Consider the following 13,633-nt stretch of genomic DNA (forward strand, 5'->3'; position numbering starts at 1 on the left):
CAACGTGTACTGAGTCTATCAATGAAGCAATATGATAAGTATTCTATTATTCTATTATTCCATCTTTCCTTCGTTCATTATTTCTTTATATTTCTTATCGAGTTTATCCATTCGAAGTGCATATATTAGAATTAAACAAATAAATACAAGAATCGCTCCTTGATGTGCAATCCAGTAAGATAACGTCACATTTAAAAAACGGACATGATATAGTGGTTCAGCAAAAAGTATTGCACCACCAAAGGCAACTATCGCCCAAACAACCAGTAAACTTAAAATCAACGTGATGTTTTTCTTCCAATACCACCTCTGTTTTTCATTGAGTGTTTGTTTCATTTGCTTTTCACCCATCCTCTCTTGTTTTATTAAATGTTAGAGTATCAGCACGATAGAAACCGCTTACAATTTTCCGGGTTATAATATGTAACTCACTCAGCTCATTGCAGCGACTCTAACCTTTTATTGATTCAAAGCCCATCCACTAAGAACCAATAAAAAATACTAAATACTCTAACAATTGTATTTAGTATATTAAATATTACATATGGGATTATAAATTCTCTGTAAAATGCAGGGATTGTCGTTCGAAATGTCGTCTTAGTTGTCTGAATGGTTAAGATAAGCCTTGTAACAGATCAAGAAACTCTTTTGCTATCGTTCTACTCATTGGAATCTTTGATTTCTCTTTATCTTTCATTACAATATTATACGCACCATTAAACCATGGGGTAATTTCGTCTATTGCATCCAAATTTACAAGATAGCTGCGATGGGGACGATAAAAGGGAAAGTTTTGTAGCCTTTCTTCCAATTCCTTCAGATTCATCTTTGTTTCAATTACTTCATTCGTTAAGGTATGAAGAAGAACATGTCTCCCTTCTCTTACAGCATAACCAATCTGCAATGGATCGAGTACAATCATTTTTTTATCTGTTGAAATAATAAGCTTGTTTACCTTAGGCTTTTTACTTTCTCTTTTCGCCAGTTCCTCTCTGACACGTGTCATCGTTATTGCAAACCGAGCTTTATCAAAAGGTTTTAGTAAATAGTCTGTCGCTTGAAGTTCAAACGCCTGTACTGCATATATATCATAAGCCGTAGTAAAAACAATAATCGGGCCTTTAGCAACGTCACTTTGAAGGGTTTCAGCAACTTCTAAACCCGTGAGACCTGGCATATGTATATCCAGAAATAAAACATCTGGCTTATATTCTTGATAAAATTGTAATAATTGATTGCCATTCTCAGCACTTGGATATAAATTCACATCTTCTTCCTGCTCCAGCAGATAGATCAATTCTTCACGTCCTATACGCTCATCCTCTGCTATCATAACTTGAATCTTCATCTCTTTCACTCCTCGGCTTCATGATTACTCCCGCCACTTAATTTTTAACAAATTTTGAAGTGGCCGTTTCTGGGATGTCTACTTTAGAGATAGGTAACTTAAACGATACGGAACTTCCCTTGTCCGGGAGATTACGAAAGTGCAGACAGCTTTCTCCCCCCCCAATAATTCCCTTTAATCGTTCATTTATATTGTATAAGGCAGTCCCACTTCCTTGTGTTTGCTCAAGAGGTTTAGTTCCAAGAAGATTAATTCTATCCTCTGAGAAACCGATACCGTTATCCTTCACTTCAATATAGACCCAATCCTTTTCTCTTTTAATAATTAATTCGATTGTTCCTCGCATTTGTTTATCCTTTAAGCCGTGCTGAATACAATTTTCGATGAGCGGTTGCAGAGTTGCCGGCGGTATTCGAACATCTTCTAGTTTTTGATCAATTGTTTTCTTTACAATTAACTGATCCATAAACCGGGCAGTTACAATTTCAACATACGCATTCACATGTTCTAGCTCCGTTCCCAAGGATATAAGCGATTTGCTTGCAATGGTTAAATTCGCCCGCATATATTGACTTAACTGGATCAAGATATGACGCGCCTTCTCTTGATTTACTCGCATCAAAGAGTGTAGCAAATTGAATGTATTAAATAAGAAATGGGGATTAATCTGAGCCTGGAGATTTCGTATTTCAGCCTCTTTTAATAATTCCTTCATTCGCTCAACTTCGACCCCCCCACTAATTTGATTGGATATAATTGTTCCTAATCCTTTAGCTAACTCAATTTCAACCGCCCTAATCTGTTGAGAGTTGCGATAGTATAAATTAATCAGACCAATAATTTCACCAGATCGAAATACAGGAATCATAATTGCTGTTTTAAGCGGGCATGGATCATATCGACATTGAATGTCTCCTCGATCGTATGCCACTTGGATATTCCCTGTATTCAGCGCTTTTTGCGAAAGTCTCATTTTTAACGGTTCCCCCCCTTGTCGATGGTGATCATCTCCCAGACCAACGTGACTAAGAACCCTCTCTTTATTGGTAACAGCAATCGCAGCAACATCTAATTCATTGTAAAGTAACGTTGCCATCTTATCAGCATTTGAAATTAACGATGCATCCTGAAGCAACGGCAGAGCTTTTTCTGCAATCGATAAGGCCCGATTCGTTTCAATTGCAGCTTCTCTTTCCGTTTCATTTAAAGCAGCACGTATCATCATTGTAAAAATGGCAAGTGCTATCGCATTAGTAACGACGAGTGGAATACCGATTGTATTAACAAGTTCTACACCAGTTTGCTGATCGGAAATAAATATTAACAACATACCCATATGTAATACAGGCGGAAACATACCAATAAATAGAGCTTTTTCTGGTGCAATTACCCGTTCTTCTGAGAAGAATTGTCCTGTCCATCCAGTGATTAATCCTGCTAGAGGATTAATTAAACTATTGGCAATCCATGCCTCACCACCTAAAGAGGAAAGATAAAAACTAGTAATGACTCCAGCGCCAAGCCCAACATATGGTCCACCAAGCAGACCTGCAATCATAACCACCACCATACTAAATCCTATTAACACCTCATCTGTACTAACATCTGTTATGCGTGATTCCAGCACCATTGTTTCTATTTGAATTAACACACCGGTATGGATTCCTAATATTCCTATAATTCCAAAGACCACACTAAGATAGATGACAGTATCAATTGCCATATCGCGATCAAGCAAGGACCGAAAACCTGGTACTTGAGTTAACATAAAGACGGCCAATAAAAGTAGTCCGATCCTCTCGAATAAAACAATCGTAAGATCAATCATGCGATACTGCCTCCTGTTTATCACGATACATCTTTATCAGCAAATCCTGATAGCCTTCTTTGTCTTTTTCGCTAACCAGTGAGCCAATTATTCCTCCAACAAAGCCAGAAGGAATAGTTAAAATACCAGGATTAGCAAGTGGGGGGGAGATAGCCAAACCCTCCGGGCCAGTAATAATTAGTATGATAGATGATAAAAACCCAGTTATTATCGTGGCATAAGCACCCGTCCTGGTAAACCGTTTCCAATAAAATGTATAGCAAAGTAACGGAAATATCGTAGACGCCGCTACTGCAAAGGTAATGGATACAAGAAAGGCCACATTACTTTCTTCCATTTCAATCGATAAGAGAATCGATATTATCCCAATGACAACAGCTGCCATACGAGCTACTTGAAGCTGCTTTTTTTCATTTACTTTTTCCTTTTTCCAGAGATGATAATAAATATCATGAGCAAAAGAAGACGTAGCGGCAAAGATTAACCCTGTTACCACAGCTATGATCGTAGCAAACGCAACAGCCATTACAAAGGCAATCAGGAAGTCGCCTCCAATAGCTTCAGCTAATAACAATGCCGCTAAATTACCGCTTGGGGGGGCTGACGCTGTTAGTGTTTCACTGCCTACAAGGGCAATTGTCCCCACTCCTAAAATAAGTGTCATCAAATAAAAAATGCCGATGATCCATGAAGCAGACATCGCGGATAACCGAGCCTGTTTTCCATTCTTAACAGTGAGAAAACGTATGAGTATATGTGGTAAACCCGATGTACCAAGAAGTAATGTCAAGGTAAGCGACACCTTTTCGACCGGATGTGTAAACAGATTGCCCGGGTAGAAATATGCATCCCCCCCATATGTATTCTGTTCAACTGCTTGTTTGATAAGTCCTGGTATATTCCAATTCATCCATGAAAGTAAAATTAATACAACGAGCAATGTTCCACCCATTAATAATACCGTTTTGATAATTTGCACCCATGACGTTGCAACCATTCCCCCCCCAAATGCCACATAAACAGTCATTAAAATACCAATAATGACAACCGATGTTCGAAAATCCACTCCAAGTAAGAGTCGAATTAATAGTCCTGATGCAACTAGCTGCGGAATCATATATAGAATCGATATACTAATGCCACTAATGGCCACAAACGCGCGCATTCGATTGCCTGGAAATCGAGCAGAGATAACGTCTGCTACAGAATATTTACCAAGACGATGAACTGGTTCGACAATTAATAATAATAAAATCACGTAGGAACATAAAAATCCGGTTGCATACAAGAATCCGTCATAACCATAAAGTGCAATTAATCCGGTAATTCCAAGAAACGAAGCAGCACTAATAAAGTCACCAGCGATGGCCATGCCGTTTTGCATTCCGGTCAGACTATTTGCTGCTACATAAAATTGATGTGCTGTTTTACTTCTTTCTGCTGCCCAATGGGTAATGACGAGTGTACCAATCACAATCACCACGAAAAATATAAAATAAGTAAAATTCATATTCCCTCTCCTGAATCGGTTTGTCTTACACTTTCTTCTATAATAAGTTCATATTTCTTTATAAAAGAATAATGCCAGACCCCTATTCCCCAGGTCATAATAAATAACAAAATGACATATACCCATGCAAAAAAAAGAAAATTATCTGGTATCTCTTTCATGAGGGCAGTTAAAATTAATGGTATAAACAGATAAAAAAATATGATCAAAGTTGCCACAAAAAATAGAATGCGATGCTTTTTCTTTATAAGAACTTCCTGTTCGGAAACGGTTACATTTTTAAAAGTGTTAATCATATCGTACTCCTTTTGAATAGGTTAATTATTAAGGTGGGTTACGTAATCAAATTATAAGGCAGTATGTATATTTTCGTCAATTCAACTAATAATTCAAGTAGATAACAAAACCTTACTATAGTATGGATTTATAAAAGATCCGCAATAGGATCATGAATAGAAAAATACACCCTCTATTTTTGATATTTTAGTATAAAAACACGGAAAGTTTGGGAAAAAAAGAAGAGATTTTAAAAAACTAGAGGTGGTTAAAATAGATATACGATCTATTATTAATCGAAGAAAGAAGCCAGATCAAAATAAAGAGGGTATGTTAACAGCATCCATAGAAACCAATCTAGATCACATAAAACGACTATTAGAGGAACCTGATGATTTAATTATTCGAAATTTCGCCGTCCTTAATTCGCCTCATAAATGTGCGATTGTCTATATTGAAGGATTAGTAGATGATACATATGTGCGAAATAATATAATAGAAAAAATACAACAAGTAACAAAAAAAAAAAGCAAATTCCTGACAGTAGTGAACTTCTTTTTAAGGAATTAAACGAACAACTGTTATCTACTTCTACTCTTGAAGTAGGATATACCGTAGAAGCTGTTATAAGTGCGATTTTAAGTGGAAGTACCGTTGTTTATTTGAATGGTATTAATAAAGTATTTGTCATAGAAACACAAGGATGGGAAAAACGTAAGATACAAGAACCTGTGACAGAATCAGTAATTCGTGGTCCTCGAGAGGGCTTTGTAGAAGATTTACGTACAAATATCGTTTTGATTCGACGATACCTCCAAGATCCAAATTTACGATTGAAGACATTTCAAATTGGCAGACGCTCAAGAAAAGACCTCGTTGTGGCCTACATTGATGACATCATACATCCTGACATTTTAAAGGAAGTCATAAGGCGAATTGACTCCATAGATATGGATGATGCACCAGAATCGGGGGGGTTTATTGAGCAGTGGATTGAGGATAGTTTTCTTTCTCCTTTTCCGCAAATTTTGAATACAGAGCGACCTGATAAAGCTTCCGCAGCACTCTTGCAAGGGAAGGTTGTCATCATGCTGGATGGTACCCCCCCGTTTGGTTTAATTGCGCCAACTACATTTGGAAATACTTTACAGTCACCTGAAGATTATTATGAACGATGGACAATTGGAACATTGCTGAGAGTCTTACGGTATATCGCTGCATTCATTGCCATTTTCCTTCCATCCTTATATATTGCTTTAGTTTCATATCATCCTGGCATGATACCCTCGGATTTAGCATTTTCCATTGCAGCATCCCGAGAAGGTGTACCCTTTCCCCCCATTTGTTGAAGCATTTCTTATGGCTGGAACGATGGAATTATTGCGAGAGGCTGGTGCAAGATTACCTAAAACTATCGGACAAACTATCGGTATTGTTGGAGGATTAGTTATCGGAGAGGCTGCTGTTCAGGCGGGGGATCGTTAGTCCTATTATGGTTATTATCATTGCACTAAATGCGATCGCATCTTTTTCTCTGCCTTCCTACAGTATGGCGATAGCATTTAGAATCATTCTATTTGGATTTATGATTTTATCTGGCTTATTCGGACTATATGGAATCATACTTGGATATATCATGATTAATATTCATATTGTAAATCTGAAAAGTATTGGTGTTCCTTTTTCAGTTCCATTTGCGCCAACTTTCTTTAAGGATTGGGAAGATCTTATTTTCCGTGCTCCCGTTCCTGTATTAACGAAACGCCCTGAGTACATGAAAACAAATGATACACAATCAACAGATAGGAAGAAAAACTAATGAAGCAATTTGACTATGCAGATGGACACATTTCGGATAAACAAATAATGGTAGCTGTTCCCTCCTTTATCATAGGTATAGGTGTTATTTCCCTTCCACAGAAAGTTGCTAGTGTTACGATGGCAGCAGATGGCTGGATATCACTTTTAATCGGAGGAATTATAACAATAATTATTACTTGGTCTGTCGCTAAGCTGTCTTCAAGCTTTCCAAATCAATCTTTTCTAACATTTTCGTCCTTGATTGTTACAAAACCTGTAGCCATTCTTTTAACCTTTCTATTTGCAGCTATATCACTGAATATCACCGCTTTAGAGATTCGCGATATAGCTGATATTTCAAAGCATTACTTATTAAGAGAAACACCTATTGAGGTTATTTCGCTTACTTTCTTCCTAATAATTATTTATGCCGTAGCAAATTCCAGAGTCGGTTTATTTCGATTAAATGCATTGTTTCTGCCATTTGTATTAGTTATTGCAATAATTGTAATTGTTTTTAACATTAAATGGTTTAATATCGGACATTTGTTGCCAGCTTTTGAAACTAGTATTAGTGGCTATGTAGAAGGAGTGAAACAAAGTGTTTTATCATATGCAGGATTCGGAATTCTATGGTTTTATATTGCACTTGTAAGAAAACCAGAAAAGACAGCTCAATTGGCTGTTTTTGGTCTATCTATTCCTATTGTTTTATATTTGTTACTTTATATTACTTGCATTCTTGTTTTCGGTAATTCTGCAACATCCAATTTGCACTACTCCACGGTGGAGTTAGCAAAAACAGTTATCATTCCAGGGGGGGGTATTTTAGAAAGGTTTGAATCGATTTTTTTGTTATTTGGATCATGGCAATTTTTAATACAACAACAATGGCATTAGATATAACCGTATTTGCACTGAATTCAATCTTTACAAAAACAACTAAAATAAAAGTGATCTTATTCATCTCTCCCATTATATATATGATCAGCATGTATCCACAGGATTTAACGGAAGTCAGTTCATTTGGTACTTTTGTCAGCTATAGTACTACTTTTTATACGATTTTCGTTACATTATTATTATTCGTAATTGCTAAGATAAGGAGATTAAAGTAACATGAAACATTATCGTATACTACTGGTTTTCGGCTTAGTGATTTTTCTTTCAGGGTGTTGGGATGAAACACCCATTGATGATAGAAGTTTTGTAATTGGAAGTGCTCTCGATAAAGCGGAGGAGGGCATAGGGGAGACAAATCGAATTACCCTGACAAACCAGTTTGTTATTCCATCTAAAATTTCCAATCCAGGGCAAATGAGTGGTGGTAGTAGTGAACAGAAAGCATACGAAAATTTATCAGTTACCGGACAAAGTGCGTTTCAAATTTCCAGAGAGATGTTAAGCCTTACAAATAGAATTCCAAATTATGAGCACTTACAGATTTTAATCGTCTCTCCAGAGATTGCAAGGGATCCAGATTATTTCTCCAGTGTATTAGATAGTTTTATTCGGGATCACGAGATTCGCAGAGAAATTAAAGTGATCATCTCTGATGGCGATGCAAGTGAACTTTTAAATGTTCGAACGGAAACGGAAGATATCCCAGCCAGATTCATTGACACTATCTTAGAAAACAACATAAAATCTTTAGAATTAATTGACCCTGTTACGATCGGGTTGGTGCATCAATATTTGCTGGATGATAATAGTTATCTGATCCCGTCCATATCATTAATGGAGGGAAATATTAATTATGATGGGGTTGCTGTATTTGACGGAAAGTCTGATCAACAAGTTGGAACACTTAAAGGTGAGGATATACAAGGGTATAAATTGATAGAAGGAAAGATTAAAAATGGTGCACTTACTTTTTATATTGATAATAAGCTGATGATTTATGAAATCAGTGATGCGAAAAGTACCATAAACATCAATACTGCCAATCCTGAGGATATAAAAATTTCAATAGCAATTGATACAGAAGGTCCATCGCCGAAATGTACGGAAGTAAATCACTTTTGGATCAATCCTATATTAATGATATTGAGAAAAGTATAAATAAAAGAATAGAACAGCTTGTTAACACTACCGTGGAGAAGGCGCAGAATGAACTGCAAGTTGACTTTCTTGGCTTTCGTTCACTTATAAGACAAAAGCACTACGACGATTGGAAAAAAATAGAGAATAATTGGGAGTACGGAGAACTATTATTTTCCAAGAGTTCAGTAGAAGTATCTGTAAATACCATGTTACGAAATATTGGATCCTCGGATAAAGCAAAGGATTAAAGAAAAGGGTGAAAACAGATGTGGGAAAACTTACTAGGTAGATTACCAGGCACACTAATATTAATTTGTACGTTACTTACCTTCCTAGTGCCTTATGTTATTCACAAAATAAATCGATCGCTACATAAAACAGGAGATCCCCCTTGGAAAAAGGATGGTAGAGATTGATTTGCTCACTTAATAAAATGGCATGATGTCGATATATAGAAGGTTTGATTATGATTTATTAACATTTCACTAATATATTATCCATATCCCTTTAGAAAGGAAAAACAATGTGAAGGCAACTGAAGTTTTATTATGGAGTATCGCACTACCTGGATTTGGCCAAATACTAAATAAAAAAATATTAAAGGGTATCATTTTTATTGTTCTCGAGATTATAGTCAATGTGCAGTCAAACCTCAACACTGTATTACTTTACAGCTTTTATGGAGAAATTGATAAAGCTATTGAACATGCTGACTATCAGTGGCTTCTGTTCTACCCTTGTTTATATTTCTTTGCGATGTGGGATGCCTACCGAGATGCTGGTGGTGGTAGGAAGCCCTATTCTTTTTTACCATTTGTATTTGCTGCTTACTTTGTTACTGTAGGTACAATCTACTCACCACAATTCACTATCTTCGAGGTACTATTGGGACCTATTTGGCTGCCAATACTAAGTGTACTACCTGGGTTTCTGATAGGGATACTATTACAATGGATCATAAGAAAAAGGCAATAGAAGCAATGATGTAATTATGACTTGACTTTACTGCTTAACAAACCGAAGCGGCTTTAACAGCTATGCTTCCTTTCAAAATGACCTCTTAAATCCATGGTTATAAATATTCGATTACTACGCATCATCTTACCTTTATGCAATTAAAAATCCGTATGATAACAAACTCTCATAGAATTTGTATCATTCGGATTTTTCTTTTATAAAAGCGTAAGCATACTGAGTCCAGTAAAGTAATAATATCGCCAGTATGATATATATAATGGAATAAAGGTAAAATGGTATTTCAACCACGAGTACACCTAAGTAATGTAATGATACATCAATTCCATAGACCAAAATAGGTGCCAGTAAACGCCAGTGGAACTTTCTGATAAGCATAATTCCACCAACAAAGATTAAACTTTTTATTAAACCCATAATCGCTGAAAAAAAATGTCATCACGATAAACATTTTCAAAAAAACCAATTTCATAGTGACGAATGGAAGCAACAGACATGAAAAACATTACGGTACCTACAGCAGCAGATCCTTGCATCCATAACAATATAAACCGTGTCCACCTAGTACCTATTCTAAGAGCACGCATCCAGAACTTTGATAATAAAAAGAAAAAAATAACGGCAATGAATGTATACTCTTTTCTCCACCAATTTGAATGATAAATATTCAGCGACTCAAACAACCATTCTACACCTACTAACACAACTGCAAAAAATATCAGCCAGCGTAAGCGTAGCTGATAGACAGCGGCTACTAATCCTAAAACAGGAATAACAAATAGATTGGAGACGATTGCCCCCTAATACATTATCGTAGTATGGAACATGGAACACTTCTGGATAATATACATAACTGTTTCCGAGGATTAGCACAAAAAATTCTGCTGTATATACCATTCCAGAAAAACTCAGAAATAATACAGTTAGACCAAATTGACGTTTATGTACAATTACGTAAATCAATATTAATATACTTATAATAGTAAGGAACAGATAAGGGATATAGTTAGGCATCGCGCAAACTCCCTTTTTACCTTATTATCCAACAGGATATCAATTATATTCACAATTATAGTATAAAAAAATTGAAATAAATCAAACTCAAAAAAGAGACCACTTAAAGTGATCTCAATTTTTTTCGCTATACTCTTCTTGAAGTCCCGATATGTCGTCACTATATTAAACGAATTTTAAAGGAAGTGTTGCTCAGTAATACAGATAGGTGTTCCTTTACTCTCTGCCTTTGGAGCGCTGATTTATGGCATCAATATCGTAAGGATAACTTACAAACAATTCACTTGCTTTATTTAAGCGTTCTAATTGATCATTATTTAAATTCCAGCCAGCAGAGCCTAAGTTAGCTTCAAGCTGTTCCATCGTACGTGCCCCAATAATCGGTGCCGTAACACCGCGGCTGTTTAGAAGCCAGTTAATTGCTGCCTGTGCTGGAGTCTTACCTGCATCTTCTGCAACACTATATAACGTATCTAACAAACTCCATGTAAATTCGTTATTGTACTTATCCCATGTCTCGCTGTAACCTTTTTCTTCAGCAACAGATATACGAGAATTTTCAGGTGGCTTAACCATGTCCCGTGTAAACTTCCCGCTCAACCACCCTCCGCGAAGTGGACTCCATGGAATGACGCCTAATCCTTCATTTTCACAAACATCAATTAATTCGTATTCGGTAGCACGACACATCAAATTGTATTGAGGTTGCAGGCAAACAAACTTTTCCCAACCGTTTTGTTTACTTAAGTCGATTGCCTTTTGAAGCTGCCAGCCTTTAAAGTTACTTGCCCCAATATAACGCACAAGTCCTTCACGAATAAGATCATTTAACGTGCTTAATGTTTCTTCCAAAGGGGGGGTTCGCGGATCCCATGCATGAACTTGGTAAAGATCAATGTAATCGGTGCCAAGTCGGTGCAGACTCTCTTTAACACCAGAGATAATGTGTTTTCTGCTCAACCCAACATCATTCGGTCCTTCACCCATAGGGAAACGAACCTTTGTTGCGACAACATAGTCATCACGATTTTGGTTCTTTAACCATTTACCGACGATTTCTTCTGAACCACCACGACTATAGACATCGGCAGTATCAATGAAATTTCCGCCTTCTTCGACATAACGGTCTAAAATGCTGAAACTATCCTTTTCACTCGTTTCACGGCCTAATGTCATCGTTCCAAGACAAAGTTCACTGACCTGTAAACCCGTGTTTCCTAGATAACGAAATTCCATTGATTCATCACTCCTAATATAATATTTAGTTTAACCCTGACTTTATTTAAAATCGTGAGGACTGAAAGTAATACCAGGTCGTTCACCCTTTTACCAAATTGGTACAAATCCGTCAATTTCTTTTAAGATAGATTCAATTTCATTTAATACTTCATTAGAAAGATCAACTTCAGAAGCCTTCACATTTTCCGTTACTTGTTCAGGGCGGCTTGCTCCAATAATTGCAGCGCTAATTCCTGGCTGTCTTAAAATCCAGGCAACAGCTAATTGGGACAATTTAATGTCTAAATCATTCGCAATTCCTTCCAGGCGCGCAACTCGTGTTAACACATCATCGTTTAAATAGCTTTTAATCCAGCGATTAATGTTTTCATTAGCCGCACGGGTGTTAGAAGGGATCTCTTGCCCTGGTTTATATTTACCTGTAAGAATCCCTTGGGCTAAAGGTGAAAAGACAACTTGTCCAATCCCAGCCTTTTCAGAAATTGGTAAAACTTCTTTTTCAATATAGCGTACGAGCATGTTGTAAATCGGTTGATTTGAAACAAGCGGCCGTAGATTTTTTTCTTTTGTTATATGTACAGCATCTGTAATCTGTGCTGCCGTCCATTCACTAACACCATAATATAATATTTTTCCTTGCTGAGCTAAATCGTCTAACGCACGTAGTGTTTCTTCTGTTGGCGTTTCTTCATCAAATCGATGACATTGATAAAGATCAAGATAGTCTACACCTAAACGTTTTAAGCTCGCATCGCATTGCTCCATGATATGCTTTCTTGAAAGACCTCGGTCATTCGGACCATCTCCCATAGGAAAAAACACCTTCGTTGCAAGCACATAGCTTTCTCTAGAGAAAGGCTTAAGGGCTTCACCAACCACTTTTTCAGCTTCACCTTGATTGTATGCGTTTGCAGTATCGAAAAAGTTAATACCGTGTTCATATGCCTGATGAATGCAATCAATGGCGTTTTGGTTTCCTACCGATTCACCGTAAGTTAGCCAGCTACCAAGTCCAATTTCACTTATTTTTAACCCACTATTACCTAATCGACGATACTTCATTTTGAAACACTCCTTCATTATCTCGCTTCTAGTGTCCTTATTATAAATAGTAAGAATATTCATTTCAAGTACTGAATTATTTTTGATATAATAAAGATTAGTTTAGCTAGTATAAAATTTATAGTAACTATATACAGGGTGGGGGGGGATGGAACTTTAGTGGAAAATGCAGTAGAATGTTCAATTGAAAAAGCACTAAATATTATTGGGGGGGGAAAATGGTCATTTCTCGTATTACGAGAATTATTTGAAGGGACAAAACGATTTGGAGAACTACAAAAGGCAATTAATAATATTAGTCCAAAAGCGTTAACCGATACACTGCGTCATTTGGAAAGAAATGAAATCGTTATCAGAACGGCATATCCAACCGTACCAGTTACCGTTGAATATTCTTTAAGTGAAAAAGGACATGCTCTTCATAAAATTTTAAAAGAAATGAAACTATGGGGGGGGCTCAATGGACGTAATATAAGAGGCTGTTTAAATTCTTTCTGTAACATCTTTAACGTGAATGAACCGTTTTTTATGGGAAAGC

Annotated in this window: 13 protein-coding genes and 3 pseudogenes; 8 read left to right on the plus strand and 8 right to left on the minus strand. The window is 36.7% G+C overall.

The window, feature by feature from the left end; genetic code table 11:
- Positions 1-54: 54 nt before the first annotated feature.
- The 5 genes from JCM21714_RS05120 to JCM21714_RS05140 all read right to left on the minus strand — a co-directional run bounded on the left by JCM21714_RS05120 (position 55) and on the right by JCM21714_RS05140 (position 4,982).
- Complete coding sequence (locus JCM21714_RS05120; RefSeq protein WP_035722407.1) at positions 55-336, minus strand: DUF4212 domain-containing protein; 282 nt, start codon at positions 334-336, stop codon at positions 55-57.
- Positions 337-613: 277 nt separating this feature from the next.
- A complete protein-coding gene (locus JCM21714_RS05125) occupies positions 614-1,348 on the minus strand; it encodes a LytR/AlgR family response regulator transcription factor (RefSeq protein WP_035722336.1) in 735 nt (244 codons plus the stop codon).
- 37 nt (positions 1,349-1,385) lie between these two features.
- Positions 1,386-3,176 carry a LytS/YhcK type 5TM receptor domain-containing protein gene (locus JCM21714_RS05130; RefSeq protein ID WP_035722339.1) on the minus strand — a complete coding sequence of 597 codons (1,791 nt, stop codon included), beginning with the start codon at positions 3,174-3,176 and terminating at the stop codon, positions 1,386-1,388.
- A complete protein-coding gene (locus JCM21714_RS05135; protein ID WP_035722343.1) occupies positions 3,169-4,686 on the minus strand; it encodes a solute symporter family protein in 1,518 nt (505 codons plus the stop codon). The genes JCM21714_RS05130 and JCM21714_RS05135 overlap by 8 nt, the downstream gene beginning before the upstream one ends.
- Positions 4,683-4,982 carry a hypothetical protein gene (locus JCM21714_RS05140; protein ID WP_035722345.1) on the minus strand — a complete coding sequence of 100 codons (300 nt, stop codon included), beginning with the start codon at positions 4,980-4,982 and terminating at the stop codon, positions 4,683-4,685. Before JCM21714_RS05140 ends, JCM21714_RS05135 begins: the two co-directional genes overlap by 4 nt.
- A gap of 310 nt (positions 4,983-5,292) precedes the next feature.
- Here JCM21714_RS05140 and JCM21714_RS22765 point away from each other — a divergent pair.
- From JCM21714_RS22765 to JCM21714_RS05170, 7 genes and pseudogenes are all read left to right on the plus strand, one after another.
- Positions 5,293-6,311, plus strand: a pseudogene (locus tag JCM21714_RS22765) (spore germination protein).
- A gap of 10 nt (positions 6,312-6,321) precedes the next feature.
- Positions 6,322-6,447 carry a spore germination protein gene (locus JCM21714_RS22770; protein ID WP_268748289.1) on the plus strand — a complete coding sequence of 42 codons (126 nt, stop codon included), beginning with the start codon at positions 6,322-6,324 and terminating at the stop codon, positions 6,445-6,447.
- Positions 6,448-6,454: 7 nt separating this feature from the next.
- Positions 6,455-6,781, plus strand: a complete 327-nt coding sequence (locus JCM21714_RS22775) for a spore germination protein (protein WP_268748290.1) — start codon at positions 6,455-6,457, stop codon at positions 6,779-6,781.
- A 47-nt stretch (positions 6,782-6,828) separates the two neighbouring features.
- A pseudogene (locus JCM21714_RS05155) lies at positions 6,829-7,880 on the plus strand (GerAB/ArcD/ProY family transporter).
- A 1-nt stretch (position 7,881) separates the two neighbouring features.
- On the plus strand, positions 7,882-8,823 hold the full coding sequence (locus tag JCM21714_RS05160; RefSeq protein WP_035722349.1) for a Ger(x)C family spore germination protein: 942 nt from the start codon (positions 7,882-7,884) through the stop codon (positions 8,821-8,823).
- Entirely contained in the window at positions 8,784-9,053 is a 270-nt protein-coding gene (locus tag JCM21714_RS22780; protein ID WP_035722351.1) for a Ger(x)C family spore germination C-terminal domain-containing protein, read from the plus strand. Before JCM21714_RS05160 ends, JCM21714_RS22780 begins: the two co-directional genes overlap by 40 nt.
- Positions 9,054-9,330: 277 nt before the next feature.
- Positions 9,331-9,780 (plus strand): hypothetical protein, encoded by a 450-nt coding sequence (locus tag JCM21714_RS05170; RefSeq protein ID WP_035722354.1) that lies wholly within the window; start codon positions 9,331-9,333, stop codon positions 9,778-9,780.
- A 407-nt stretch (positions 9,781-10,187) separates the two neighbouring features.
- On the opposite strand, the gene JCM21714_RS19720 is transcribed toward JCM21714_RS05170, so the two are convergent.
- The 3 genes from JCM21714_RS19720 to JCM21714_RS05180 form a co-directional block, all read right to left on the minus strand.
- Positions 10,188-10,484: a hypothetical protein gene (locus JCM21714_RS19720; RefSeq protein ID WP_158413467.1), complete on the minus strand. Its 297-nt coding sequence runs from the start codon at positions 10,482-10,484 to the stop codon at positions 10,188-10,190.
- A gap of 526 nt (positions 10,485-11,010) precedes the next feature.
- Positions 11,011-12,030 carry an aldo/keto reductase gene (locus JCM21714_RS05175; RefSeq protein WP_035722357.1) on the minus strand — a complete coding sequence of 340 codons (1,020 nt, stop codon included), beginning with the start codon at positions 12,028-12,030 and terminating at the stop codon, positions 11,011-11,013.
- Positions 12,031-12,120: 90 nt separating this feature from the next.
- Positions 12,121-13,095: an aldo/keto reductase family protein gene (locus JCM21714_RS05180; RefSeq protein WP_035722359.1), complete on the minus strand. Its 975-nt coding sequence runs from the start codon at positions 13,093-13,095 to the stop codon at positions 12,121-12,123.
- 129 nt (positions 13,096-13,224) lie between these two features.
- Here JCM21714_RS05180 and JCM21714_RS05185 point away from each other — a divergent pair.
- Positions 13,225-13,565, plus strand: a pseudogene (locus JCM21714_RS05185) (winged helix-turn-helix transcriptional regulator).
- Positions 13,566-13,633 lie beyond the last annotated feature (68 nt).

Origin of the sequence: Gracilibacillus boraciitolerans JCM 21714, from assembly GCF_000521485.1 — a bacterium.
Taxonomy (GTDB): Bacteria; Bacillota; Bacilli; order Bacillales; family Amphibacillaceae; genus Gracilibacillus; species Gracilibacillus boraciitolerans.